General features: G+C 72.0%; 19 protein-coding genes. 10 read left to right on the forward strand and 9 right to left on the reverse strand.

Going from position 1 to position 24,693, the window contains the following annotated elements:
- Nucleotides 1–73 precede the first annotated feature (73 nt).
- The 3 genes from I2501_RS16055 to I2501_RS16065 all read left to right on the forward strand — a co-directional run bounded on the left by I2501_RS16055 (nucleotide 74) and on the right by I2501_RS16065 (nucleotide 4,662).
- Nucleotides 74–1,396, forward strand: coding sequence for a sensor histidine kinase (locus tag I2501_RS16055; protein ID WP_196194727.1), 1,323 nt, complete (start codon nucleotides 74–76; stop codon nucleotides 1,394–1,396).
- Nucleotides 1,393–2,127, forward strand: a complete 735-nt coding sequence (locus I2501_RS16060) for a response regulator (RefSeq protein ID WP_196194728.1) — start codon at nucleotides 1,393–1,395, stop codon at nucleotides 2,125–2,127. The genes I2501_RS16055 and I2501_RS16060 overlap by 4 nt, the downstream gene beginning before the upstream one ends.
- A 132-nt stretch (nucleotides 2,128–2,259) precedes the next feature.
- On the forward strand, nucleotides 2,260–4,662 hold the full coding sequence (locus tag I2501_RS16065) for an ATP-binding cassette domain-containing protein (RefSeq protein ID WP_196194729.1): 2,403 nt from the start codon (nucleotides 2,260–2,262) through the stop codon (nucleotides 4,660–4,662).
- A 111-nt stretch (nucleotides 4,663–4,773) separates the two neighbouring features.
- Here the strand turns inward: I2501_RS16065 and I2501_RS16070 are convergent, their stop codons facing one another.
- From I2501_RS16070 to I2501_RS40610, 4 genes are all read right to left on the reverse strand, one after another.
- Nucleotides 4,774–5,799, reverse strand: coding sequence for an aldo/keto reductase (locus tag I2501_RS16070; RefSeq protein WP_196194730.1), 1,026 nt, complete (start codon nucleotides 5,797–5,799; stop codon nucleotides 4,774–4,776).
- Complete coding sequence (locus I2501_RS16075; RefSeq protein ID WP_196194731.1) at nucleotides 5,796–6,230, reverse strand: MerR family transcriptional regulator; 435 nt, start codon at nucleotides 6,228–6,230, stop codon at nucleotides 5,796–5,798. The genes I2501_RS16070 and I2501_RS16075 overlap by 4 nt, the downstream gene beginning before the upstream one ends.
- A gap of 73 nt (nucleotides 6,231–6,303) precedes the next feature.
- Complete coding sequence (locus tag I2501_RS16080; RefSeq protein ID WP_196194732.1) at nucleotides 6,304–7,065, reverse strand: alpha/beta fold hydrolase; 762 nt, start codon at nucleotides 7,063–7,065, stop codon at nucleotides 6,304–6,306.
- A gap of 269 nt (nucleotides 7,066–7,334) precedes the next feature.
- Nucleotides 7,335–8,870 carry an RICIN domain-containing protein gene (locus I2501_RS40610; RefSeq protein ID WP_196194733.1) on the reverse strand — a complete coding sequence of 512 codons (1,536 nt, stop codon included), beginning with the start codon at nucleotides 8,868–8,870 and terminating at the stop codon, nucleotides 7,335–7,337.
- A 329-nt stretch (nucleotides 8,871–9,199) separates the two neighbouring features.
- On the opposite strand from I2501_RS40610, the gene I2501_RS16090 reads away from it, so the two are divergent.
- From I2501_RS16090 to I2501_RS16120, 7 genes are all read left to right on the forward strand, one after another.
- Nucleotides 9,200–9,499: a WXG100 family type VII secretion target gene (locus I2501_RS16090; protein ID WP_196194734.1), complete on the forward strand. Its 300-nt coding sequence runs from the start codon at nucleotides 9,200–9,202 to the stop codon at nucleotides 9,497–9,499.
- 86 nt (nucleotides 9,500–9,585) lie between these two features.
- Nucleotides 9,586–14,034: an FtsK/SpoIIIE domain-containing protein gene (locus tag I2501_RS16095; protein WP_196194735.1), complete on the forward strand. Its 4,449-nt coding sequence runs from the start codon at nucleotides 9,586–9,588 to the stop codon at nucleotides 14,032–14,034.
- Entirely contained in the window at nucleotides 14,034–14,309 is a 276-nt protein-coding gene (locus I2501_RS16100) for a hypothetical protein (RefSeq protein ID WP_196194736.1), read from the forward strand. Before I2501_RS16095 ends, I2501_RS16100 begins: the two co-directional genes overlap by 1 nt.
- A gap of 79 nt (nucleotides 14,310–14,388) precedes the next feature.
- On the forward strand, nucleotides 14,389–15,915 hold the full coding sequence (locus I2501_RS16105; protein ID WP_196194737.1) for a hypothetical protein: 1,527 nt from the start codon (nucleotides 14,389–14,391) through the stop codon (nucleotides 15,913–15,915).
- 32 nt (nucleotides 15,916–15,947) lie between these two features.
- Nucleotides 15,948–16,703 carry a hypothetical protein gene (locus tag I2501_RS16110; RefSeq protein ID WP_196194738.1) on the forward strand — a complete coding sequence of 252 codons (756 nt, stop codon included), beginning with the start codon at nucleotides 15,948–15,950 and terminating at the stop codon, nucleotides 16,701–16,703.
- On the forward strand, nucleotides 16,700–17,494 hold the full coding sequence (locus I2501_RS16115) for a hypothetical protein (RefSeq protein WP_196194739.1): 795 nt from the start codon (nucleotides 16,700–16,702) through the stop codon (nucleotides 17,492–17,494). The genes I2501_RS16110 and I2501_RS16115 overlap by 4 nt, the downstream gene beginning before the upstream one ends.
- A 35-nt stretch (nucleotides 17,495–17,529) precedes the next feature.
- Complete coding sequence (locus tag I2501_RS16120) at nucleotides 17,530–18,201, forward strand: response regulator transcription factor (RefSeq protein WP_215909690.1); 672 nt, start codon at nucleotides 17,530–17,532, stop codon at nucleotides 18,199–18,201.
- Here the strand turns inward: I2501_RS16120 and I2501_RS16125 are convergent.
- Genes I2501_RS16125 through I2501_RS16145 form a run of 5 tightly spaced genes read right to left on the reverse strand, consistent with a single transcriptional unit; the run spans nucleotide 18,181 to nucleotide 24,666 of the window.
- The gene (locus I2501_RS16125) at nucleotides 18,181–20,664 is read right to left on the reverse strand and encodes an AfsR/SARP family transcriptional regulator (protein ID WP_196194740.1); all 2,484 of its coding nucleotides are present in this window, start codon (nucleotides 20,662–20,664) and stop codon (nucleotides 18,181–18,183) included. The genes I2501_RS16120 and I2501_RS16125 overlap by 21 nt on opposite strands.
- Nucleotides 20,665–20,718: 54 nt before the next feature.
- Nucleotides 20,719–21,807, reverse strand: coding sequence for a PfkB family carbohydrate kinase (locus I2501_RS16130; RefSeq protein ID WP_196194741.1), 1,089 nt, complete (start codon nucleotides 21,805–21,807; stop codon nucleotides 20,719–20,721).
- Nucleotides 21,807–22,796: a zinc-dependent alcohol dehydrogenase family protein gene (locus I2501_RS16135; RefSeq protein ID WP_196194742.1), complete on the reverse strand. Its 990-nt coding sequence runs from the start codon at nucleotides 22,794–22,796 to the stop codon at nucleotides 21,807–21,809. Before I2501_RS16135 ends, I2501_RS16130 begins: the two co-directional genes overlap by 1 nt.
- Nucleotides 22,793–23,671, reverse strand: a complete 879-nt coding sequence (locus tag I2501_RS16140; protein WP_408022744.1) for a carbohydrate ABC transporter permease — start codon at nucleotides 23,669–23,671, stop codon at nucleotides 22,793–22,795. Before I2501_RS16140 ends, I2501_RS16135 begins: the two co-directional genes overlap by 4 nt.
- A 32-nt stretch (nucleotides 23,672–23,703) precedes the next feature.
- The gene (locus I2501_RS16145) at nucleotides 23,704–24,666 is read right to left on the reverse strand and encodes a carbohydrate ABC transporter permease (RefSeq protein WP_196194743.1); all 963 of its coding nucleotides are present in this window, start codon (nucleotides 24,664–24,666) and stop codon (nucleotides 23,704–23,706) included.
- Between the last annotated feature and the right edge of the window lie 27 nt (nucleotides 24,667–24,693).

Consider the following 24,693-nt stretch of genomic DNA (forward strand, 5'->3'; position numbering starts at 1 on the left):
ATTTCCGCTACCACTCGAGGATGACGTCCGCGCCGTCATCCTTTCGATGTAGTCCCTCAGGAGGCAGAAGAGCGTGAGGAGCAGTCTCAGCCGCTTCGTCCCGACCGGCACTCTTCCCGCGCCGACCCTGCGTCAGTGGATCGCGGACGGCGTGCTCGCCACCGTGCTCGCCCTGGGCGGCGTCCGCCACGCGCTCGACGCGCCGAACTCGCCGTCCGCGCCGCTCTACCTGACCCTGCTGGCCGCTGCCGCCGCGCTGCCACTGGCCTGGCAGCACCGGGCGCCGCTCGGCGCACTCTGCGTGCAGCTGGCGGTCTGCGTGGCGCTCCTGGTCTGCCACGCCTACCCGGACGTGCTGTTCACCGCCGGTCTCGCCACCCTGGTCGCCCTCTACGGCGCCCTCGCTCGCAGTCCCTTCCGGCAGCTCACCTTCGCCTGTCTGCCGCTGGCGGCGACGGTGCTGCTGCTCATCTCCGCCCGCGTCAAAATGCCCGACCTTCCCAACGAGGTGGTGGGCGTGCTGCTCCTCTTCCCCGTCGTCGTGGCCGCGTCGGGTCACCGGCTGTGGGCCGGACGGGTCGAGGAGAACCAGCAGCGGCTGCGCGCCATGGAGCTGGAGCGGATCGAGGCGCTCCGCCGCGCCGTCGAGCACGAACGCGCCCGCATCGCCCGCGAGTTGCACGACGTGGTCACCCACAACGTCAGCGTCATGGTGATCCAGGCTGGTGCCGCCCGGATGGTCGTCGAGAACGATCCGGCGCTCGCCAAGGAGGCGCTGCTGTCGATCGAGAGCGGCGGCCGGGCCGCGATGACCGATCTGCGCCAGGTCATGGGCCTGTTGACGATGGAGAGCCCGGACGGCGAGCACGGCGAGTCCACCGCCGGACTCGCCGGGGCGGCCGACCTCGCGCCCCAGCCCGGCCTCGACGGCCTGGACGCGCTCGCCCAACGGATCCGCCTGACCGGCATCGACGTCGACCTCGCCGTCACCGGCCAGCGACGACCGCTCTCGCCGGGCCTGGAACTGACCGCCTACCGCGTGGTCCAGGAGGCGCTGACCAACATGGTCAAGCACGCCGTCGGGGCCAGCGCGGACATCCACGTCAACTACGGGCCGCAGGAGTTGACCGTCGAGGTCGCCAACACCGAAGGCCGTCCCGGCGCGGCGGCGGCGACCGGCAGCGGCAAGGGCCTGGTCGGACTGCGCGAACGCGTCGCCGTCCACGGCGGTACCCTGCACAACGGCCCACGCCTGACCGGCGGTTACCGCGTCACGGCGACCATCCCGATGGACGCCCTCGCATCCCTGGAACCCGTGACCGCCCTGGTCGCCCCGGCCGCCCCGGCCGACGTGGCTGCCGCCTCGGACATCCCCGACCTGCTGGAGGAAGAGTGAGTGACGCCCTGCGCGTCGTCATCGCGGACGACCAGGCGCTGGTGCGCACCGGATTCCGGATGATCCTGGCCTCCCAGGGCATCGAGGTCGCCGCCGAGGCCGAGACCGGGACGGACGCGATCGCCGCGGTGCGGCGGACCCTGCCGGACGTCGTCCTGATGGACATCCGCATGCCCGGCATGGACGGCCTGGAGGCGACCCGCCAGATCGTGTCGGGCGGCGTGGGGTCAAGCAGCGTCGGGTCGGGCGGCACCGCGCATCCGCCCCGGGTGATCATCCTGACCACCTTCGACCTGGACCAGTACGTCTACGCCGCCCTCGGCGCGGGTGCGAGCGGGTTCCTGCTCAAGGACGTCAGCCCCGAGCACCTGGTCTCGGCCGTCCGCATGGTCCGCTCCGGCGACGCGCTGCTCGCGCCCGCGATCACCCGCCGCCTGGTCGCCCGGTTCGCCCGCCGCGACGACGTGCCGGTCCCGGCCGGGGGCCAGGACGCGGACACCCGCCACCGCAACCTCGCTACGCTGACTGCCCGCGAGTCCGAGGTGCTGCGCCTGATCGCCCGCGGCCTCAGCAACGCCGAGCTGGCCGCGCACCTCCACCTCTCCGAGGCCACGGTCAAGACGCACGTGGCCCGGATCCTCGCCAAGCTCGGCCTCCGCGACCGCGTCCAGGCCGTCGTCCTCGCCTACGAGACCGGTCTGATCACTCCCGGAGCCGCCGAAAGCGCGTGACCGCATCGAGCAGGATTCAAGAAGCCGGGTGTTCCGCGTCGTCGTTAGAGTGACAGCGATGGACAGGTCGTCGCAGGACAGATCGTCGACGGACAGATCGTCGCAGGTCGAAGAGACGGAGACACGACAAGCATGGCCACCCGGACCAAGAAGACCAGCGCCGTGAACGACGCCGCCGCGGACAGCCACGAACTGATCCGCGTGGTCGGCGCGCGGGTCAACAACCTCAAGGACGTCAGTGTCGACATCCCCAAGCGCAGGCTGACCGTCTTCACCGGCGTCTCCGGCTCGGGCAAGAGCTCGCTGGTCTTCGACACCATCGCCGCCGAGTCGCAGCGGCTGATCAACGAGACCTACTCGGCCTTCGTCCAGGGCTTCATGCCCACCCTCGCCCGTCCCGACGTGGACGTGCTGGAGGGTCTGACCACCGCGATCATCGTCGACCAGCAGCGGCTGGGCGCGGACCCCCGCTCCACGGTCGGCACCGCGACCGACGCCAACGCCATGCTGCGCATCCTGTTCAGCCGTCTCGGCAAGCCGCACATCGGCTCGCCCAAGGCGTACTCCTTCAACGTCCCCTCGATCAGCGGGGCCGGCGCGGTCACGATCGAGCGCGCGGGTCAGAAGGTCAAGGAGCGGCGCAGCTTCAGCATCACCGGCGGCATGTGCCCGCGCTGCGAGGGCCGCGGCGCGGTCTCCGACATCGACCTCACCCAGCTCTTCGACGACACCAAGTCGCTCGCCGAGGGCGCGATCACCGTCCCCGGCTACAAGGCCGGCGGCTGGAACTACCGGCTCTACGCCTCCTCCGGGTTCTTCGACGCGGAGAAGCCGATCAAGAAGTTCACCAAGAAGGAGCTGCAGGACTTCCTCTACCGGGAGCCGACCCGGATGAAGATCGAGGGCATCAACATGACCTACGAGGGTCTGGTGCCGAGGATCCAGAAGTCGATGCTGGCCAAGGACAAGGAGGCGATGCAGCCGCACATCCGCGCCTTCGTGGACCGCGCGGTCGCCTTCACCACCTGCCCGGACTGCGACGGCACCCGGCTCGCCGCCCCGGCCCGGTCCTCGAAGATCGGCAAGGTCAACATCGCCGACGCCTGCGCGATGCAGATCAGCGACCTGGCCGAGTGGGTCCGCGGCCTCGACGAGCCCTCGGTCGCGCCGCTGCTCACCGCGCTCCAGGAGGCGCTGGACTCGTTCGTCGAGATCGGTCTCGGCTACCTCTCCCTGGACCGCGCCTCCGGCACGCTCTCCGGCGGCGAGGCGCAGCGCGTCAAGATGATCCGCCACCTCGGCTCCTCGCTCACCGACGTCACCTACGTCTTCGACGAGCCCACCATCGGCCTGCACCCGCACGACATCCAGCGGATGAACGAGCTGCTGCTGCGGCTGCGCGACAAGGGCAACACGGTGCTGGTGGTCGAGCACAAGCCGGAGGCGATCACCATCGCCGACCACGTCGTCGACCTCGGTCCGGCGGCGGGTTCGGGCGGCGGGCAGGTCTGCTTCGAGGGCACCGTCGACGGCCTGCGCAAGAGCGGCACCAGCACCGGCCGTCATCTGGACGACCGGTCCACGGTCAAGACCTCGGTCCGCAAGCCCGAGGGCGCGCTTACGATCCGCGGCGCCTCCATGCACAACCTGCAGGACGTCGACGTGGACATCCCGCTCGGGGTGCTGGTCGTCGTGACGGGCGTGGCGGGTTCCGGCAAGAGCTCGCTGGTGCACGGCTCGCTGCCGAAGCAGCCGGGCATCGCGGAGACGGGTGTGGTCTCGATCGACCAGGGCGCGATCCGCGGTTCGCGGCGCAGCAACCCGGCCACCTACACCGGGCTGCTGGACCCGATCCGCAACGCCTTCGCCAAGGCGAACGGCGTCAAGCCGGCCCTGTTCAGCGCCAACTCCGAGGGCGCCTGCCCGACCTGCAACGGCGTCGGCGTCATCTACACCGACCTGGGCATGATGGCCGGCGTCTCCACGGTCTGCGAGGACTGCGAGGGCAAGCGGTTCGACGCCTCGGTGCTGGAGTACCACCTCGGCGGGCGCGACATCAGCGAGGTGCTGGCGATGTCGGTCGACGAGGCGGAGGCGTTCTTCGCCGACGGCGAGGCTCGCACCCCGGCCGCGCACCGCATCCTCACTCGCCTCAAGGACGTCGGGCTCGGCTATCTGACGCTGGGTCAGCCGCTGACCACCCTCTCGGGCGGCGAGCGGCAGCGGCTGAAGCTGGCCACCCACATGGCGGAGAAGGGCGGCGTCTACATCCTCGACGAGCCCACCACCGGCCTCCACCTCGCCGACGTCGAGCAACTGCTGGGCCTGCTGGACCGGTTGGTGGACTCCGGCAAGTCGGTCATCGTCGTCGAGCACCACCAGGCGGTGATGGCCCACGCCGACTGGATCATCGACCTCGGTCCGGGCGCGGGGCACGACGGCGGTCGCATCGTCTTCGAGGGCACCCCGGCCGACCTCGTCTCCTCCCGCGCCACCCTCACGGGGCAGCACCTCGCGGAGTACGTGGGGGCGTGATCCTCCTGGCGGTCCCGTCCGCGCCGTCGTCGTAGCGACGGCACGGACGGGACCCGCTGCTGTTCAGCCCTCTGTTCAGCGCTCTCTTCAGCGCTCCGTTCGGCGCTCTGTTCAGCTCTCGCGTGCGGCGGAGGTCAGCGACATGTCCGCGTAGCGCTCGCCCGCCACCTGCCCGGCGATGGGCTCCAGCACCGCCAACTCCGCGTCCGTCAACCGGATCCGGGTGGCCCCGGCGTTCTCCAGCAGGCGGCCGCGCTTGCGGGTGCCCGGGATCGGAACCACCGTCAGACCGTGGACCTCGGACCGCTGGTGGAGCCAGGCCAGGGCGATCTGCGCCGTGGTCGCGCCGCGTTCGGCGGCCATCGCGTGCAGCGGGGCGAGCAGCGCGGCGTTCGCCCTGGCGTTGTCCCCGCTGAAGCGCGGCATCGACTGGCGGAAGTCCCCGCCGGAGAGGTCTGTGGCGGCGTCGCTGAACGCCCCGGTCAGAAAGCCGCGCCCGAGCGGCGAGTACGGCACGAAGGCGACGCCGAGCTCGGCCGCGGTGCCCACCACGCTGCGCTCGACGTCGCGGCTGAAGAGCGACCACTCCGTCTGCACGGCGGCGATCGGGTGCACGGCGTGCGCCTCCCGCAGCTCCGCGCCGGTGACCTCGCTCAGGCCGAGGTGCCTGACCTTGCCCTCGCGGACCAACTCGGCCATCGCGCCCACGGATTCGGCGAGCGGAACGGCGGGGTCGCGGCGGTGCATGTAGTAGAGGTCGATGACGTCCACGTTCAGGCGGCGCAGGCTCGCCTCGGCGGCCTGCTTGATGTAGGCGGGATCGTTGCGGATCGCGCGGTACGCCGGGTCGTCCCTGCGGTACTCGATGGCGAACTTGGTGGCCAGCGTGATCTCGTCGCGGTGCGCGGCGACGAACGGCGCGAGGAACTCCTCGTTCGCGCCGATGCCGTACATGTCGGCGGTGTCGATGAGGGTGACGCCCGCCTCGACCGTCGCCTCCAGGGTGTCACGGGCCGCCACGTCGTCGGTGTCACCGTAGGCGGCGCTGATCCCCATGGCCCCGAAGCCCTGGGCGCCGACCAGCGGGCCGCCGGTGCCGAGTTCGACCGTGCGGATCTTCTCGATGGTGCTGCTCATGATGGCGTCCCGGCCCTTTCCTGTGCCCCGTAGGCGCTTGTGTGACATGCCAACTTCTCGTCCAGCGCGTCCAGCGCGTCCTGCAGCTCCGCGATGCGCGCCACGACGTCGCCCCGGGTCTGCTCCAGCAGCTCCTGCCGCTCGTCGGCAGTCGTCTCCCCCTGCCGCGCCAGCTCCGCGTACCGGACCATCGCGGCAACGGACATCCCGGTCACCCTCAACTTGCCGATGAACGCCAGCCGTTCCAGGTCCCGCCCGTCGAACACCCGCTGCCCGGTGGCCGACCGGCCCACGTCGGGCAGGAGCCCGATCTGCTCGTACCAGCGCAGGGTGTGCGCGGTCAGCCCGGTCATCGCGGCCACCTGACTGATGGTGTACCGCTCCCCCTGTGCCATCACCGACTTCGGCGACGCGCTGTTGATCACCGTCATGCAGGCAAACCTAGAACCTTCGAGTGCACTCGAAGCAAACGCCTTCCAGAGGAAGGCGTTCGCTTCGAGCCGATCAGCGCACGAGGTGCCGGGCGAAGAAGCGGACCGCGCTGTCCGCCTCGAACCTCGGGAGTTCCTTGTGCCTGCCCGAGTTCACGTGCAGCGACTTCTCCTTCGAGGCGAAGGCGTCGAACAGCGCGAGGCCGTGCTCGCGGGAGATGTGCTCGTCGTCCCACTGGAGGTCGAACTCGATCGGGACGGTGATCTGCCTCGCCCTCTCGGCCAGCAGGTGGGGCCAGTGCTGGCCGAGGACCGCGGCCGTGATCCGCGGCTCGGCCGCGACCAGCGGCACGCCGATCGCCGTGCCCATGTTGAGGCCGAAGTACCCGACCGGCCCGGCCGTGCCGATCTCCGGGAGCTCCTGGAGCGCGTCCAGGGTCGCCTGCCACTCGGGCACGGCCTGTTCTGCGAGGTGGGCGTTGTAGCGGACGACGATCGGGCCGACGGGCTCGCCCGTCGCCATCGCCTCCTGCATGACGGCGATCTCCTCCTCGTCGTGGGCGGTCCGCGGCCGGTCGCCGTGGCCGGGCGCGTCGATGACCGCGACGTGGAAGCCGCAGGCGTCCACCAGGCGCTGGGCCCGGCCCGACATCGCCGGGTGCTTCTTGTGGTTGCCGCCGCCGTGGCCCATCAGCACCAGGGGTGCGCGCCCGCGGGGGTCGGCTGCCGGTGACCAGAGGACGCCGGGGATCTCGCCGACGGTGAAGTCGCGCTCGACCATGCCGTCGGACGACGACTCGGCGGTGAACTGCAGGGAATGCTGGAGAGAGTACATAGGAGTCACCCTTCGGGAGTGCCTGAATGTCGAGGCGCTCCCGGCGACCGCTACGTCAGCCGCCCGACCGTGACGAGAGGGGGAGCACCCATACGGTTACCGCGTTCATGGGTCTCACCTCCTCGGCCGCTGTCTCAATCGCTGTCTCTATCGGTGTCTCTATCGGTGTCTCGGTCGACTGGAACCTACCAGCACCGTCGCGCGGCCGCCCACGGGTTTTCCGGCCGCCGCGCGCGGGCCTCCGCTGCGCGGCGAACCCGGAGCCGGCGTCAGGGCCGCTTGAAGGTACTGGTGGCGCCGCTGCAGGCGGCCAGGTGGATTGCCGCGCCGCCATTCGCCACGCCGACGCAGAGGTTGGCCTGCTGTGAGTAGACCGTGGTGCCGCGGATCGAGAACAACTGCGCGGGATTGCCGCTGCACCGGGCGACCTGCACGACCGTCCCGGGGGTCGTGGCGCCCCAGGCGGCGTCCATGCACAGGCCCTGACTCTGGATCGTTCCGTTCGGCATGACCTGCCATGCCTGGTTCGCGTCCCCGTTGCAGCCCGCCAGCCGCAGCGGCGTTCCGTCGGTGCCGACCCCGGCGCTGAGGCACTTCCCGGTGGCCGGGTTCCGCAGCGCAGGCCCGGGCGGAGGGGGCGGGTTGCCCACCGGCGCCGCCGTGGTCGCTGCTGCGGTCGTCGGTGCGGCGGGCGGGCTGGTGGTCGGCGCGGAACTCGGACCGGTCGCGGTGACGTGCGGAAGGGCCGAGCCACGAGCCACGGGAGTGCTGCCCGAGGAGCCGATGTGACCGGTGGTCAGCAGGACCACCACAGCTGCGACGACCGCTGCGGCCCCGGCTCCGGCAACGCCCGCTCGCCAGGTGAGTCGTCGCTCACCGCCCCGGCCGGTGCCTGCGGACCCGAATCCGCCGGCCGCAGCCGCAGCCGGGACGGGATCGGGATCGGAGTCGGGCTCGGGGTCGTCGGGGTCGGGGGCCGCCAAGGGGTGGTCCGGTCGGCGGGCCACCGGGTCCGTCAGGAAGCCGGTCTCCACCATTCCGTCGGCGTCGAGGAGCAAGCGCCACCGTGGCTGCGGCACGCGACCGACGACGACCGCCGTCCAGCGTCCGGTCTGCTCCTCCGCGGCATGGTGAAGCGTCTCCAGGTCCCGCCCGTTCGGGGAGCCCGCCAGGACGAGGACCGCGCCCTCGAGACCGGCCAGCGTGGACGCGGCGTCACGCAGGGCGCCGAACTCCAGGATTCCCGGCTCGTCCCGTGGGGTCCTGAAGCCGACGCGCACCACCTGGACGTCCTGCGCCCAGGGGTTCGTCGTCAGCTCGCGGATCCAATCGTCGGCCAGGGTCCGCGCCTGGCGGCTGTCGCCCTCCAGAGCGATGATGCCGCCCGCTCGGGCGAGGTTGAGCAGCACGAAGCCCTGGCGGGAGCTGCCGAGTGAGACGAGTCGCGGAAAGGGGTCGGTGAGCGCCTCGGAGACCCTGGCCAGCTGGATCTCGCGCAGTGCGGCCTGCCAGACCCTGCCTTCCTGTTGGCAGCTCCAGCCTGCGGGCGGCTGCTCGTCGGGAGTGCTCAGGTGCAGCCGGACGGTGTCGGCGCCGACCACGAGCGTGTGCACCGCCGGTATCTCGCGGTTCGCGTCGTCGCAGGCGGCGGTGAGGGCACGGACCACCCGGTCCACGGTCCACAGACCGTGGTCGGGGCGGGCGGCCGTGCCCGGTCGGGAGGTGTTGCCGCGCCAGGGAAACAGCCGGGCGACCCACGCGCCACGGGCCGGTACTCGCTGTGCGGATCGGCTCGACACGGTCACCTTCGTCTCCTCGGCTGGGGTGGAGGGCACGGTCTCGGTCGCGGGTGGGCGGCCGGACCGACGGGGAGACCCGTCCGCGCGGCCCTCCCGCGCACTGACCGGTGGCCCGGCCCGTAGTGCCCCTCAGATCGTTCGCCGGGGCCACATCCTGTGTCAACGACGGGCAGGGGCAGGCCTCCTGGCCTTGGGCCCGTGGACCCACAGCGCGGTCGGTGGGCCTGGACCGGCCCTCCCGAGCGTTCCTAGCATCGTCGGCGTCCCCAGCGAACACGCAGCGCCAAGGCGTGGATGCGAACCGAGGCGGGGGCACGACGGAGAAGGGACCTCCCATGGCAAACGTGAACGTCACTTACCAGGAGATGTCGGACAGCGCGAACCGCATGCGCAACAACAAGTCCGACATCGACGCCAAGCTGAGCGAGTGCAAGAGCATTGTCGACAGCCTGACCGGCTCGGGCTTCGTCACCGACCAGGCGTCGGGCAAGTTCGACGAGGTGCACACCGAGTTCGTGAACTCGGCGAACCAGGCCATGGAGACCCTGGACCAGCTCTCGCAGTGGCTCGACAAGGCCGTTTCGGCGATGCAGGACATGGACTCCCAGCTGGCCGGATCGCTGAACAAGAGCTGAGCCCGGCGCGACGGGTCGGAACCCGTCAGCTCTGGCCAGGCAACCGGCCCTAGCCGCGACACGAGGAGTGGGGAAGCAGCAGCGCCATGATGATCACGATTTCCCGGCTCCCCGACTGGTCCGCCGACGTGGTGGTGGACGCCGAGCCCGCAACCAGCGTCCGCGACGTCGTCGCGAACCTGCTGGACAGCCTGGAGCCGGAGCGGTCGCCGGCCGTCGACACGCCGTCGGCGACCAGGGTCTACCTCGCCGGCCAACTGCTCGACCTGGACCAGCCGTTGGCCGGCAGCGGAATCCAGGACGGGGCCGTGCTCTGGCTCGACGAGCCCGGCCCCGCCAGGAGCGGTCTGCGCGGACTGGTCACCCTGCGGGCGGTGGCCGGGGCCGGTGCGGGCCGGGTCTGGTATCTCGACGCCGGGTTGCACCACATCGCGGCGGACCCGGCGGGCGGGATCGTGGTGGACGGGGAACAGCCGTTGCCGGTCAGCGCCGTCGCCAGGGTGTCGCTGGACGCCGTGGTGCGGGTCCGCGCGGGCCAGGCCGGCGTCCTGCTGGACCGGGACCCGCTGCCGGACGACACCGAGGTGCGCTGGCGGCAGCAGGCCCAACTCGTGGTGGGCGACACCGTGTTGGAGGCGCACGTGCTGTCCCGCCCGGACGCTGTCATCGCCGCCTCGTCGGACGGTGGGTTCCTGGACTACAACCGGCCTCCCCGGCTGCTGCCACCGGTCAGGCGCACCGCGTTCAAGCTGCCGAGCCAGCCCAAGGCGCCTTCGCTGAACGCCCTGCCGTGGTTGGCGACCGCCCTCCCCGCCGTCTTCGGCGGGGCCATGGCGATGATGCTGCACAACCTGATGTACCTGATGATGACCGCCATGTCGCCGGTGATGATGATCGGCACCTGGTACTCCGGTCGACGGCAGGGCAAGTCGAGCCACCGGCGCCATCTGGCCGAGTTCCGGTCGCAGCTCCAGGCGACCGAAGTGGACATCGCCGCCGCGCTGGGCCAGGAACAGGTGGATCGCCGGGCCGAATGCCCGGACCCCGGCGAGCTGTTGGTCGTGGCCACCGGACCGCGGGCCCGGTTGTGGGAGCGCCGCCGGACCGACCCCGACCACCTGCTGGTCCGGGTCGGCACCGCCGACCTTCCCACGGCGGTCGCCGTCGAGGCGGGTGAGCCCGGGCAGCGCGGTCGCGAGCTGCGGGCCGCGCAGGACGTCCCGGCCGCCTTCTCCATCGCGCAGGCGGGCGTCGTCGGCGTCGCCGGGCCGCAGGACTGGCCCCGCCGCACCACGCGGTGGCTGGTGGGCCAGTTGGCCGTGCTGCAGAGCCCGCGTGACGTGCAGTTCTACATCCTCACGGACCCGGAGGGCGAGGCCCTGTGGGAGTGGGCCACCTGGCTGCCGCACGCCCGGCCGCTCCTCGGCCAGCAGGCGCTGGCGCTGGTCGGTGCCGACGCGGAGACGCTGGGCCACCGGGTGGCGGAGCTGACCGAGTTGATCAAGGCACGTCGGCAGGCCCGCCTCAACGCGGGCGGAGGCGCGGTCTCCGCGGACCCGGACGTGATCGTGGTGATGGACGGCGCCCGCCGGTTGCGGGCGCTGCCCGGCGTGGTGACGATCCTTCAGGAGGGTCCGGCCGTCGGCGTGCTGAGCATCTGCGTGGACGCCGACGAGCGCACCCTGCCGGAGGAGTGCTCCACCGTCGTCGTCGGCGGGCCCGGCCGACCGGTCGGCCTGCGCCGTCAACGCGAGGAGCAGATCGACGGGATCCGCGCCGACGAGGTCGTCGACGACTGGTTCGACGCCGTCGGCCGCTGCCTCGCCCCGCTGCGCGACGTCAGCGACGGGCAGGGCGAGACCGCGTTGCCCGGCGCCGCCCGGCTGCTGGAGGTCCTCGGCCTGGAGGAGCTGACGCCGGGCGCGATCGCCGCCCGCTGGCGTGCCTCGGGACGCAGCACCAAGGCGGTGGTCGGCTACTCGTTGGACGGGCCGTTCGCCCTGGACCTGGTGAACCACGGGCCGCACGGCCTGGTGGCCGGCACCACCGGTTCCGGCAAGTCGGAGTTCCTGCAGAGCCTGGTCGCGGCGCTGGCGGTGGCCAACCGTCCCGACGCGATGACCTTCGTGCTGGTGGACTACAAGGGCGGCGCCGCGTTCAAGGACTGCGTCGACCTGCCGCACACCGTCGGCCTGGTCACCGACCTCGACACGCACCTGGTCGAGCGGGCGCTGGTCTCACTGAGCGCCGAACTGACGCACCGTGAGCACCTGTTGGCCGACGCGGGCGCCAAGGACCTGGAGGACTACCTCGACTTCGCCGAGCGCAGACCCGGCGACCTGGCCCCGATCCCGCGGCTGCTGATCGTGATCGACGAGTTCGCGTCCATGGTGCGCGAACTGCCGGACTTCGTCACCGGGCTGGTCAATGTCGCGCAGCGCGGCCGGTCCCTGGGCATCCACCTGATCCTGGCCACGCAGCGGCCGTCCGGTGTGGTCTCGGCGGAGATCCGTGCCAACACGAACCTGCGGGTCGCCCTGCGGGTGACCGATCCGGCGGAGAGCACCGACGTCATCGACGCCCGCGAGGCGGCCGGAATCTCCGCCGCCACGCCGGGCCGCGCCTACGCCAGGCTCGGGCACAGCTCGCTGATCCCGTTCCAGACCGGCCGGGTCGGCGGCCGTCGGCCGCTGGGCGACGGTGAGGCCGCCGCCGTGCCGCCCTTCCTCCAGCCCGTCTCCTGGTTGGACCTGGGGCGGCCGGTGCCGCAGCGCCCCCGCGGCACGGTCGAGACAGACACCGAGACCGACCTCGCGGCACTGGTGCGTACCGTCAAGCAGGCCAACGCGCTGGTGGGTGTCGCCCCGCAGCGGCGGCCGTGGCTGCCGCCGCTGCCGCTGTCGCCAGTGGTCGACCTCCCCGCGGAGCCGGTGCGTGGCAAGCGCGGAGACCCGGTCTTCTCCTGGGCCGTGCAGGACCTGCCGACTCGGCAGCGCCAGGAGCCGGTCACGGTCGACCTGGCCGCCTTCGGGCATCTGCACATCGTCGGCGCCCCCCGCTCGGGGCGCTCCACCGCGCTGCGTACGTTCGCAGCCGCAGCGGCTGCCGCCTCGGCGGTGACCGACCTGCACCTCTACGGCCTGGACTGCGGGAACGGCGCGCTGCTGCCGCTCAGCAGGCTGCCGCACTGTGGTGCGGTGGTCCAGCGTGTGGAGACCGAGCGGGCCGCCCGGCTGCTCAAGCGACTGCACGCCGAGGTGCTGAACCGTCAGCGCATCCTCGGCGAGGGCGGTTTCGCCGATCTGGCCGAGCAACGCGCCTCCGCCCTCGAAGCGGAACGGCTGCCGCACATCGTGCTGCTGCTCGACCGCTGGGAGGGGTTCGTGGGCAGCCTCAGCGAGTACGACGGCGGGTCGCTGACGGACCTGGTGCACACGCTGCACCGGGAGGGCGCCAGCGCCGGAGTGCATCTCGTCGTCGCAGGCGACCACATGCTGCTGAGCGGCCGGATGGGCTCGCTCTGCGACGACAAGCTGATCCTGCGCCTGTCCGACCGCACTGACGCCAGCCTGGCCGGGCTGAACCCCAGGAAGATCCCCGAGCACCTGCCGCCGGGACGCGGCTACCGCGCGCCCGGTGCGGTCGAGACCCAGGTCGCGCTCATGGCGGCCGACCCGGCGGGTCCGGCCCAGGTCGCCGCGCTGCACGCACTGGGGGCCAGTCTCGCCGAACGGGAGGCGGCGGTGCCGAAGTCGGCACGCCCGAACCGGATCGCGGCGCTTCCCACCCAGCTCTCCTTCGAGCAGGCCTGGGAGCTGGCCGAGACGCCGTCCCCGATGTGGGCGCTGATCGGCGTGGGGGGCGACGAGCTGGAACCGGTGGGCGCGGACCTGCTGGGCGACCAGCCCACCTTCCTGGTCGCCGGACCGTCGCGGTCAGGGCGCAGCACCGCGCTCTGCGTGATGGCCGAGTCGCTGCTGCGCGGCGGCGCGGAGGTGGTGCTCGGCGCACCGATGAACTCCCCGTTGCGCGCGTTCGAAGGACGCGCCGGAGTACGCGGCGTGCTCACCGCCGAGGCCCCGGCCGAGGCGGAGTTCGCGGCGCTGCTCGACCCGGGGGACGGCCCCGTGGTGCTGCTGGTGGACGACGCCGAGGTCTGGCGCGACCTGCCCTGCCGGGACTGGCTGAAGGCATTCGTCCGCAAGGCGTCGGGTGCGAACCGCGGTGTCGTCATCGGCGGGGACGTGTCCACGGTGGCGAGCGGCTTCTCCGGCTGGCAGGCGGAGGTCAAGCGCAACCGGCGCGGGGTGCTGCTGTCGCCGTCCAACACGGGCGACGGCGATCTCGTGGGCGTGCGGCTGCCCCGGTCGCAGGTGGCCGCGCGAGTGGTGCCCGGCGCCGCCCTGGTGCACCTCGGCACCGGCAGCCTGACCACCGCTCAGATCCCGCTGCCGGCCGCGGCGCCCTCCCCCGCCCCGTCCCCCGTACCGGCCGCCGCGTCCGGCGCGTCCGTCCCGACCGAGAAGGAGCAGTGATGGCAGACGTCGTGGTGAAGGACCTGCAGGATCTCGTCAGTGACCTCAACGACCTGATCGGCCAGTTCGAGGGCGCGCTCGACTTCCAGAACGAGGACAAGGGGCTGTGGGGACAGCACAACGCCAACCTCTCCATGGGCGACTTCGCCGCCAACTGGACCATCCACCGTGACGCGATGGTCAAGGACATGAAGAGCCTTCGGGACGAGGTCACCAAGGTCGACCAGGCGTGGGCGCAGAGCGACACCCAACTCCTCCAGTCGTTCCAGAACTGATGACCGGGATGCAGAAGATGAAGCAGACACAGCGGATGCGTGCGGATCTGAGGACGCGCGGCGAAGTCGAGGAGAGCCGATGAGTGTCAGGAATCTGGGCGACTGGTCGCCGCTGGGCCTGGGCTCGGACCCGGTCCGCGCCGACCCGGACGCCATCAGCGCGGCGCAGCAGCGGTACCAGCACATCGCCGACACCATCGACGACGCGACCGCCAAGCTGCAGAAGATCGTCGGTACCAACAGCGACAGCCTGGCCGGGCAGTACGTCCAGGGACTCCAGTCGGCGGCGAGTTCGCTCAACGACCGGCTCACCAAGGCCGGGGTCCGCTACCACGACGTCGCGAGCCAGATCACCAGCTACGAGCCCGATCTGGAGCAGGGACTGAGCGAGACGGCCGGGGCGCTGTCCGATGCCGAGGCCGCGCAGAACGCGCAGATCAAGGCATCCGCGATGCCCGATCCGAAGAAGAGCTCCGACGGCAGCACACCGCCCGACGAGCAGGCCAAGGGCGACGCGAAGAACAAGGCCACCTCGGACGCCGACTCCCAGATGACCGCGGCCAAGACCCGGCTCACCAACGCGATGGACGCGCTCAACACGGCGGGCAAGCGCTTCGGGGACGCGGTCAACTCCAAGAACTACAAGGACGGACTGACCGACACCTTCAAGGACAAGCTGGACGCGGTGATGGCCAAGATCAGCCAGGTCTTCGCGATCATCGGCATGATCCTGGGAGCGCTGGCCATCCTCATCCCCGGGGTCGACGTGTTGGTGCTGGCCTCGGTGGTCGCGGGGGCTATCACCCTGATTGCCAACATCACCCTGTACCACGACGGGAAGGGCAGCCTCGCGGACGTGATCCTCGGCGCGGTGGGACTCGGGCTCGCAGGCCTGGGCGCGATCGCCTCGGTCGTCGGCAAGGGCATCTCCGCTGCGGCCAAGGCCGTTGCTGTCGCAGGCAAGACGCGGCCGGTTCCCCTCGGCGGAGGGGACGGGTCCATCCCGCTGGTCCCGCTGCGGCCGATCGGCGGTGCGGGAGGCCGCCCGGTCCCCAACTTCTCCCGGCCCTTCGGGCCCGGGAACGAGCGTCCCGTGCCCAACTTCTCCCGGCCCTTCGGACCGGGCAACCGCCCGGGCGGGCCGCTCGGGCAGGGGTTCGGCGCGGGCCGTCCGATCCCCAACTTCTCCCGGCCGCTCCCGCAGCCGGGACCGAACGCGGCGGCGGACTGGAAGAACCTGTCCGACTGGTTCAACAACCCGGCCACCAACTTCCTGTTGGGCAAGGGGGGCGCCACCACCCCCGAGATCGGCTTCTGGGCCTCGGCCGCGAACCAGCTCAAGGACGCGGGCGACATGTGGAAGGGCCTGCTGACCAATCCGCTGCAGTTCGGCAAGGACTTCGGCAGCATCATCGCCGGTGTCAAGGGAGCCCAGGGCCTCCAGGAGATCGTCGGTGCGGCCGGCCTCGGAAAGATCTCGCCGCTCTGGTACGTCTGGGGCGGCCTGAACGGAGCCTTCGGCGCGGGCGCCGGCTTCGTCTACACGGGCGGGCGTCTCAACGGCTGGATCCCGGCACTCAACCCGCCCGGCTACGGAGCCGCGTGAGAAGGGGAGGACACATGAGCGCGGGAGGAACCGTGAGCGAGGATCTTTCGGAGCTGATCGGGACGCCGTGGTACTGGGAGTGGGTGCCGACCGGGCTGCCCGGGGAGCCCGAGGCGGAGGTCTGGACCGAGCACCTGACGGGCCTCTTCGACGACTGGACGGCCGAGGGCGTGGCCGCCGCCCGCGCGGGCTGGCCCGAGGACGCGGAGGCGGAGTTCCCCTTCGATCCCGCCGAAGTCGGCCGGGACACCGCCCGCTGGCTGCGCGAACGGGCGGAGCAGTTGCCCGAGTGGTCGCGGCTTGCCTGGGGTGCGGCGTTCGTGGCGGGCAGGGCGAGGTGGGCCCCGGTCCCGGTGGTGGTGGAGTTCCGCGCCCCGGAGGCGGAGGACCCGAACTACCTGATGGACGTCGTGGGCGCGCGCGGCCTGGAGATCGACGCGCGCGAACCGGCCGTCGACTACGTGACCACCCCGAGCGGTGACGGGGTGCGGGTCTTCGCCCTGTGCCGCAGCACGGAGGGCGCGGCCTACGCCCGCCTGGACGCCGCCCTGCGCCTGGACGTCCCGTCGAGGGACGACATGCCCGGCGTCAGCGCGGACGTCGTGTTGAGCACCTGTGTCTTCGAGATGGGGCTGATGGCCCTGATCGGCCCCGGAGTCGAGCAGTTGATGCAGCAGATCGCCGCGGACTGCGACCCTGCCGACGGCGGGCGCGCCCGGCTCGGCCTGGTCGCTGCCGCAGGGGGAGCTGCCGCCGGAGGCACGGACAGTGGAGAGGAGCAGGAGTGATCGACTTCGAGCTGGTCGTCCCCGACGGCTGGGTGCAGATCCCCACCACGGCCGACACCACCGCGCTGCGCCGTCGGATCATCGAGGAGGTGATCCGGCATCACCTGCCCGACTCGCTGCCACGCGACAAGGCGGGCCCATGGCGTCGGATGCTGCGCCGGGAGCTGACCGAGGCGACCGACGAGGCGGCGCGGAACAACGCCCGCTCGGTGCTGCTGCCGTTGCAGGAGTTCAGCGGGATCAGGTTGCCGGGATCGATGCTCGTGACCGTCCTCGAGTCGGAGGCGGAGGACGAGGACGCCGTCGAGGACGCAGAGCAGTTGCTGGGCGCGGTGCTCGCCGAGGCGGGACCCGGGGGCACCTATCTGGACATCGGCGGCGGCCCCGCGGTGCGGGTGGCCTCGGTGGTGGAGAGCAGCCGGATCGGACGCAAAGCGCCGTCGCGGAAGGTCTCGTACTACGTCGCGCACCCGGAGACGCCCGGCGTGTGGGGGCTGCTGACATTCACCGTGCTGTCCGACGGGGACGTGGAGGCCGCGCCGGTCCAGGCGGTCGAGCTGCTCTTCGACGCGATCGTGACCACGCTGCGCTGGGCGGACCGGGTCGACGTGCCCACCGAGGAGGAGGTGTTGGCCGAGCTGGCGCAACTGGCCCGAGAGGCCGGGGAGTCCGGGGAGGCAGGCGAGTCCGCGAGGGCCGGGGCGCAGCAGGCCGGGATGCCGGACGGCGAGCCGCTCGGCGAGGCGGTCGCCGCGACGGCCGGGCCTGAAGGCGGCGTGGACATGGCCTGAAGGGGGCGTGAAGCGGGGTCCGTCACGCTGGATCCATGACGCAGCCGCCCACCCCGGCCGCACCCGACGGGCCCCGCCTCGGCCTGGTGCGGATCGCCATCACGAGCCCTGACATCCTCGCCGAGATCCGGCAGGTGTTCGCCGGCAAGAACCTGGACGTCGAGTTCGTCCGGATGCCGTATGTCGAGGTCGCCGTCCGTCCCGCGGCCGGGGCGGTGGCGCTCCGGCAGCCGGCCACAGCCCCAGCGGTCCCTGTGGTGCCCGCAGCCAGGATCAACCCCCGCAGGCTGTGCGCCGAGTACCGGCTCAACGTGATACCGGTCGCCGACCGGGGCAGGGGCGAACCGGCGGCCCCCGGTGGGACAGCGCCCAGGTATGCGCCCGCGCCGCCGACCCCGCGCGAGCCGACCGTCTCGTTGTCGCAGCGTCAGCACGAGGTGATGGCGCTGGTCTCGTCCGGGGTGCGCAACGCCGAGATCGCGGCCCGGCTGCGCCTGCGGGAGAAGACCGTGAAGAACCACATCAACCGGATCTTCCGCACCCTGGGTGCGGACAGCCGGGTCGAGGCGGTGCTGATCTGGCAGGCCCAGCAGCCGCAGGTGTTCCGACCGGCGGAGCCGCAGGTGTCACGGCCGGCGGGAGTCGGGCGGCCGGTCCTCCCCCGGGCCGCCCGAGCGGTGTCCGTCTCAGGGGTCCGGGTCAGTTGACGGGACGGCGGCCGGAGCCCGCAGGAACGCGGCCACCTGGGCGGCCTCCTGCGCGCCGGCGCCCTCCAGTCGGGCCAGGGCGTCGAACGCCAACTCCCGCACCAGAGCGGGCCGCGTCCCCGAGGCGGCCCGCACCTTGGCCAGGCCGAACAGGGCCAACCCCTCAAGTCGACCGTTCCCCGTGGAGCTGGCTGCCGCCACAGCGTTGCGAAGGTGGCCGACAGTCACGTCGACATGGTCGAGCCGGTCCTGAGCCAGCCGCGAGCAGGCCTGGCTCAGCTGTCCGAGCAACAGGTCGCGAGTCATCCGGTCGAGCTCCAACTCACAGCTGCGTAGCCCGAGTTGGAGCAGCTCGATCCAGTCCTTGACGCGTCCGGACCCGTAGCAGCGCTCGAAGAGCAGGCCGACCAGCTGCGCGGCCTCCGCGTGGCAGCCGATCCGCTGCGCGGTTCGGACCAGCGGCGCGACGTCGTCCCAGGTCCGCGCGCGCCAAGCCCCCGGGTCGCTGGGGGGTAGCGTCAACGCCCCGACGTACCAGCGCAGGAGCCGTGCCAGCGCCTCGCGGCGCCACGCGGCGCTCTCGCCCTCGTCGTGCAGCTCCCCGGCGTAGAGGCGGGTCAGCTCGTGCATACGGAATCCGTTGCCCACACACTCGACCAGATGCTGGGCGGCCAGGTTCCGCAGCGCCGCGAGGGTCTCGGGCACCGGCAGGTCGAGCAGCGCGGCAGCCGCCTCCGCTCGAACAGGGGCCCCCGGCAACAGTCCCAGGGCGCGGAACGCCCGCGCGGACGAGGCGTCGAGTCGGGCGTACGACCAGGAGAGCACGCCGCGTACCGAGGAGAGCTCGTCGTCGGGGATCGACAGGCCGTCGAGCCGGTGCTGCACGTCCTCCAGATCGGCTGCCAGGTCCGCGATCGGGGCCGGGACTCCGGCGCTCACCTGCTCCGAAGCGATCCGTAGCGCCAGCGGCAGTCGGTCGCACAGCTCGGCCAGGCGGCGTGCGGCGGGCAGTTCGGCGCCGACCCGGTCCTGGCCGATCGACGCGGAGAGCAGCTGCACGGACTCCTCGTCGTCGAACGGGCCGAGCACCACCCGGCGGGCCGAGTAGCGCACGGCGAGGCGGCTGAGTCGGCTGCGGCTGGTGACCAGGGTGAACGAGGGTCCTGCGCCGGGCAGCAACTCCTCGACCTGCTCGGCGCAGTCGGCGTTGTCGAGCACGATCAGCATCCGCTTGTCCCGGACGATGCTGCGCCACAGCGCCGCCCGCTGCTCGTGGTCGGCCGGGACATCCGTCACGTGCAGGGAGGTCAGCAGGTGGTGCAGACTGTCCGCCGACGAGCGGGCCGGCTGCTTGGGAGAGAAACCGCAGAGATCCAGGTAGAGCTGGCCGTCCGGGTAGTGGTCCGCCAGCAGGTGGGCACAGTGCACCGCCAGGGCGGTCTTCCCGACGCCACCCACCCCGACGACCATCATGATCGCCGGAGCCGTTCGACCGCTGTCGCCGCTGTCCCCGCCGCCTTCGCCGTAGCCGCTGCCACTGCCACTGCCGTCCGAGGCGCCACACGCTACCGCGCGCACCTGTGCGATCGGGTCGGCGCGCCCGACGAAGACGCCGACGCCGTGCGGGAGTTGAGCCGGGGTAGCAGCCGGAGCGGTGGCCGTGGCCGGCGCGACCGGAGCGGCCGGGGCTACGGCCGCTGCCGTGGCGAGCCGCCCGTTCCGGGTCAGGATCGAGGAGTTGAGCTCGCGCAGCTCCGCTGAGGGGTCGATGCCCAGGTCGTCCGCCAGCACCCTGCGGAGGTCCTGGTACTGCGCGAGGGCGTCGGCGGTCCGGCCGCTGCGGCTGAGCGCCGTCATCAGCAGGGCACGCAGCCGCTCGTCGTACGGGTGGGCGTCGACGTGGGCGCGCAGCTCGTCGGCGAGACCGACCGGGCGGCCGAGGTCGAGCAGTAACTCCGCGCGTTCCGTCAGCAGGCGGAGTCTCAGGTCCGCGGCCCAGGCACGGTATCCGTCGGCGAAGGGGCCCGGCGTACCCGCGAGCGCCGGCCCCGGACGCCAGCGGGCCAGGGCCTCGTCGTAGGCGCAGAGCGCGGCGTCGGGGCGGCGAGCCCGGTCGGATCGCGCCTGGGCGGTCAGTCGCTCGACGACGCGGACGTCGAGCTGGTCCGGAGCGAGTCGCATCGAGTAGCCGGTCGCGGAGCTGGCGAGTGACTCGCCCGCACCGGCGAGTGCCCGGCGCAGGCCTGACACGTACGTGTGGATGCTGCCTGCGGCGGTGGCGGGCGGCGTGACTCCCCACAGATGGTCGACCAGATCGTTACGGGTGACCAGGATGCTGTTGCTCAGCGCGAGTACGGCGAAGACCGCCTGCTGCTTGGGGGGTCCGAGCACGACCTCCCGCTCGCCCGTGTACGCGCGCAGCGGCCCCAAGGTCTCGACCCGCAGGCGGTCTTCCTCCGTCACCGTCCGACCTCCTTGGATGCGGTGTGACAATTCGTGCTGCGACGACAGCCGGCCCTAGAGTCGGCTCGACGGCCGGGAGAGGGTCCCCAGCCGCCCGAAGACCCGCAACTCGTCGGCGCTCGGCGGGTCCGCGCCGGGGCGGCTGCACGTGGCCGCGCCGGCGTCGGCGGCCAGACGCAGCGCGGCCAGCAGAGGCGGTGGCAGCTGCGGACCCTGCGTCGCGGCCCGCAGCGCGTCCCGACCGACGACCGCGGTGTCCCCGCTGCCCTCGCCGTCGCCGTCGAGGCCGTCGCCATCGAGGCCGCCGTCGCCGCCGAGCAGTCCGGCCGTGAGCAGGCCGTGCAGCAGCCCGGCCATGAAGGCGTCACCCGCGCCGACGGTGTCGGCGACGTCCACGGGCACCGCCGGGACCGCGCAACTCCCGTGCCGCCAGAAGGCCGTGGCACCGGCGCCGCCACGGGTCAGCACCACCAGGGCCGGGCCGCGCTCGACCCAGCTGACGGCAGCCTGCTCCGCGCCGAGGTCCGGGTAGAGCCAGTCCAGGTCCTCGGCGCTGGCCTTCACCAGATCGGCGGCGCTCACCAGCGCCTCCACCCGGGGACGTTCGGCGTCCGGCGTGCCGAGCAGGGAGGGGCGCAGGTTCGGGTCGTACGAGACGGTGGCGTACGGACGGGCCGCCCGCGCGGCGGCGACCACCTGGGCCGCGCCCGGTTCCAGCGATGCGGCCAGCGAGCCGGTGTGCAGGTGCGTGCAGCCCGCCGCACCGCCGCGCAGGCGCTCCGCCATCCGCGTCGGCAGCTCCCAGCGCAGGTCGAAGGTGTAGGCGGGGACGCCGTCCTGGTCGAGCGTCACCACGGCGGTGGCCGTCGGACCTGCCGCCACCGAACCGTCGACCAGCACCACACCGTCGCCCGTCAAGTGGTCCCGGACCAGCGCCCCATAGGCGTCGTCACCGATCCGGGTCGCCAGGCGGACGGGCGAGCCCAGGCGGGCCAGCCCGAGCGCCACGTTGGCCGGGCTGCCGCCGGGGGTGGGCCGACGCACGCCCTGACCATCCGTCAGCACGTCGACCAGGGCCTCGCCGACCACCAGCGTCGGGGCCACGGCCTCCCCCGACTCCGCTCCGTGTCCGTTCTCCGGCATCAGGGCGTCACCAGGATCTTCCGGCCCTTGCCCGCCTTGAACTGCTGCAGCGCCTCCGGATAGGCGGCCAGGTCGAACCGGTCGCTGATGAAGACCTCCGGGTCGAGCACCCCCGCTGCGAACAGGTCGGCGGCGCGCTCGTAGCTGTGCAGCACGGCCATCGAGCCGGTGATGGTGATCTCCTGGTTGTAGATCCGGTACGGGTCGATGGTGGCGCGCGTCGCGTAGTCGGCGACGCCGAACTGCAGGTAGGTACCGCCCTTGCCGACCCGGCCGAGCGCGTCCTGGATCGCCTCCGCGTTGCCGGTGGCGTCGATGACGACGTCCCAGCCGCGCGGCTGCTCCAGTTCGTCCGGCGAGGCGGCGGTCCGGTTGCAGCCGAGCAGGCGGGCGGTGGTCAGCCGTTCGGCGTTGCGGTCGACCACGTCCACGCCGGCCGCGCCGGTGCGCTTGGCCAGCTCCAGCATCATCAGCCCCATCGTGCCCGAGCCGTAGATCAGCACCTGGCTGCCCATCCGGCTGCGCAGCACGTCGTAGCCGCGCACCGCGCAGGACAGGGGCTCGATCAGCGCCGCGTCCTCGGTCCGCACGTGGTCGGGCAGCTTGACGCAATTGCCCGCCGGGGCCAGCGCGAACTCGGCGGCGGCGCCGGGCCGACTGACCCCGATCGCGTTCCAGCGCTCGCACAGGTTGCCCCGGCCCTGGCGGCAGTAGTGGCAGGCGTGGCAGTAGAGCGAGGGGTCGACCGCGACCCGGTCCCCGACGGCGAGCCCCACCACGTCCGCGCCCGCGGCGACGATCCGCCCGGCGAACTCGTGTCCGGGCACGATCGGCAGGGTGGGGGCGAACTCGCCCTGCAGGATGTGGAGATCGGTCCCGCACAGCCCGCAGGCGGCGACCTCGACGACGACGTCCTCGGGCCCTGGGGTGGGGTCGTCGACCGTGACGATCTCGACCACCCCGGGGGCACTGATGACGGCTGCCTTCACTTGACGGCTCCCAGCGAGAGGCCCTGGACCAGCTTGTCCTGGGCGGCGAAACCGGCGACCAGGACCGGTATGGAGATACAGACGGCGGCGGCGCAGACCTTGGCCAGGAACAGGCCCTGGCTGGTGACGAAGCCGGTGAGGAAGACGGGCGCGGTGCCGGCGACCACCCCGGTCAGCACCCGGGCGAAGAGGAGTTCGTTCCAGCTGAAGATGAACGAGATCAGAGCGGTGGCGGCGATGCCCGGCGCGGCCACCGGGGCCACGATCCGCACCAGGGTGGTCGGCAGGGACGCCCCGTCGAGCGAGGCGGCCTCCAAGATCTCCTTGGGGACCTCGCCCAGGAACGAGCGCATCATCCACACCGCGATCGGCAGGTTCATCGACGTGTAGAGGATGACGAGCAGCCAGATGTCGTCCAGCATCCCGGCGTTCTGCGCGATCAGGTAGATCGGCAGTAGCCCGGCGACGACCGGCAGCATCTTGGTGGACAGGAAGAAGAACAGGACGTCGCTCCACTTGCGTACCGGCTTGATCGACAGCGCGTACGCGGCGGGGATGGCGAGCACCAGCACGAGCAGGGTCGACGCGACGCTCGCGGTCAGGGAGTTGATCAGCGGCGGCCAGGGGCTGACCCCCGTCCCGGCGCCGAAGAACTCGCGGTAGCCGGACAGGGTCAGCGGGGCGCCGAGGCTCGGCGGGTTGGTCGCGGCGTCCTGTTCGCTGTGCAGCGAGGTGAGCACCATCCAGGCGAACGGCAGGAAGAAGAGCAGTCCGGACAGCCAGGCCACCAGGCCCAGCACCCGTCCGCCGCCGCCGCGCCCGTCGCGGTGTGCGGTCGCGCGCCGGTCGGACCGGGCCGGACGTCGGGGCCGGATGCGGCGGATCACGGCGGTGGTCACGTCGGTGGTCACGGCTTCTCCTCCCGCAGCAGCGACGAGACGGTGCGCAGCGCCAGGGTGGCGATGAGCAGGGAACAGATGACGACGATCACGCCCTCGGCCGACGCCTGCCCGTAGTCGTGGCCCTCGTAGAAGGTCTGGTAGACGGCGTAGGGGAGGTTGGCGGTGCCCAGGCCGCCGGAGGTGATGGTGAAGACGGCGTCGAAGTTCTGCACCACGTAGATGCTTCCGAGCAGCGCCGCCAGCTCCAGATAGCGGAGCAGGTGGGGGAAGGTGAGGTAGCGGAACACCTGCCAGGTGCTCGCGCCGTCCACCTTGGCGGCCTCGACCACGTCGGCCGGGCGGCTCTGCAGCCCGGCGAGCAGGATCAGCATCATGAACGGCGTCCACTGCCAGACCAGCGAGGCCTCGACCGAGATCAGCGGCACGGACGACAGCCAGTCGGGCTGCGGCGCGTGGCTGCTGCCGAACAGGCTCCAGATCCAGGTCAGCGATCCGTTGAGCAGCCCGTAGGTGGCGTTGTAGATCGCGTGCTTCCACAGCAGCGCCGACGCGACCGGTACCACCAGGAACGGCGTGATCAGCATGGTGCGGACGACGCCGCGGCCGAAGAACTTCCGGTCGAGCAGCAGCGCCAGCCCGAGCCCGAGTAGCAGGCTCACCAGCACCACCGTGGCGGTCAGCACGACCGTGGTGAGGATCGCGGAGCGCAGCGTGGGATCGGTCAGTGCGTTGCGGTAGTTGCTCACCCCGCCGAACCCGCGGTCGGCCGGGTCGAGCGCGTTCCAGCGCATGAAGGAGATCACCACGGTGCCGACGAACGGCAGTTGGGTGACGACGATCATGAAGATCAGCGCGGGCAGCAGCGGCGCCCGGCGGGCCCACGCGCCTCGCTGCCGGGGCTTCTTCGTGGACGTGTGCGCCGCGAGAGCGGGCGAACCGCGACGGGTGGTCAGGAGGGGGGTGCTCATGGGGTCGCTCCGAGGTGTCGTCTCTGC

It is taken from the genome of Streptacidiphilus fuscans (assembly GCF_015690355.1).
GTDB classification, from domain to species: domain Bacteria; phylum Actinomycetota; class Actinomycetes; order Streptomycetales; family Streptomycetaceae; genus Streptacidiphilus; species Streptacidiphilus fuscans.

Excerpts from the sequence above, each read along its gene's own strand:
- I2501_RS16120 (WP_215909690.1), top strand. The coding sequence starts at position 17,530 with ATGACGCAGCCGCCCACCCCGGCCGCACCCGACGGGCCCCGCCTCGGC.
- I2501_RS16080 (WP_196194732.1), bottom strand. The coding sequence starts at position 7,065 with ATGTACTCTCTCCAGCATTCCCTGCAGTTCACCGCCGAGTCGTCGTCC.
- I2501_RS16145 (WP_196194743.1), bottom strand. The coding sequence starts at position 24,666 with ATGAGCACCCCCCTCCTGACCACCCGTCGCGGTTCGCCCGCTCTCGCG.
- I2501_RS16095 (WP_196194735.1), top strand. The coding sequence starts at position 9,586 with ATGATGATCACGATTTCCCGGCTCCCCGACTGGTCCGCCGACGTGGTG.
- I2501_RS16100 (WP_196194736.1), top strand. The coding sequence starts at position 14,034 with ATGGCAGACGTCGTGGTGAAGGACCTGCAGGATCTCGTCAGTGACCTC.
- I2501_RS16070 (WP_196194730.1), bottom strand. The coding sequence starts at position 5,799 with ATGAGCAGCACCATCGAGAAGATCCGCACGGTCGAACTCGGCACCGGC.
- I2501_RS16065 (WP_196194729.1), top strand. The coding sequence starts at position 2,260 with ATGGCCACCCGGACCAAGAAGACCAGCGCCGTGAACGACGCCGCCGCG.
- I2501_RS16090 (WP_196194734.1), top strand. The coding sequence starts at position 9,200 with ATGGCAAACGTGAACGTCACTTACCAGGAGATGTCGGACAGCGCGAAC.
- I2501_RS16105 (WP_196194737.1), top strand. The coding sequence starts at position 14,389 with ATGAGTGTCAGGAATCTGGGCGACTGGTCGCCGCTGGGCCTGGGCTCG.
- I2501_RS16130 (WP_196194741.1), bottom strand. The coding sequence starts at position 21,807 with ATGCCGGAGAACGGACACGGAGCGGAGTCGGGGGAGGCCGTGGCCCCG.
- I2501_RS16075 (WP_196194731.1), bottom strand. The coding sequence starts at position 6,230 with ATGACGGTGATCAACAGCGCGTCGCCGAAGTCGGTGATGGCACAGGGG.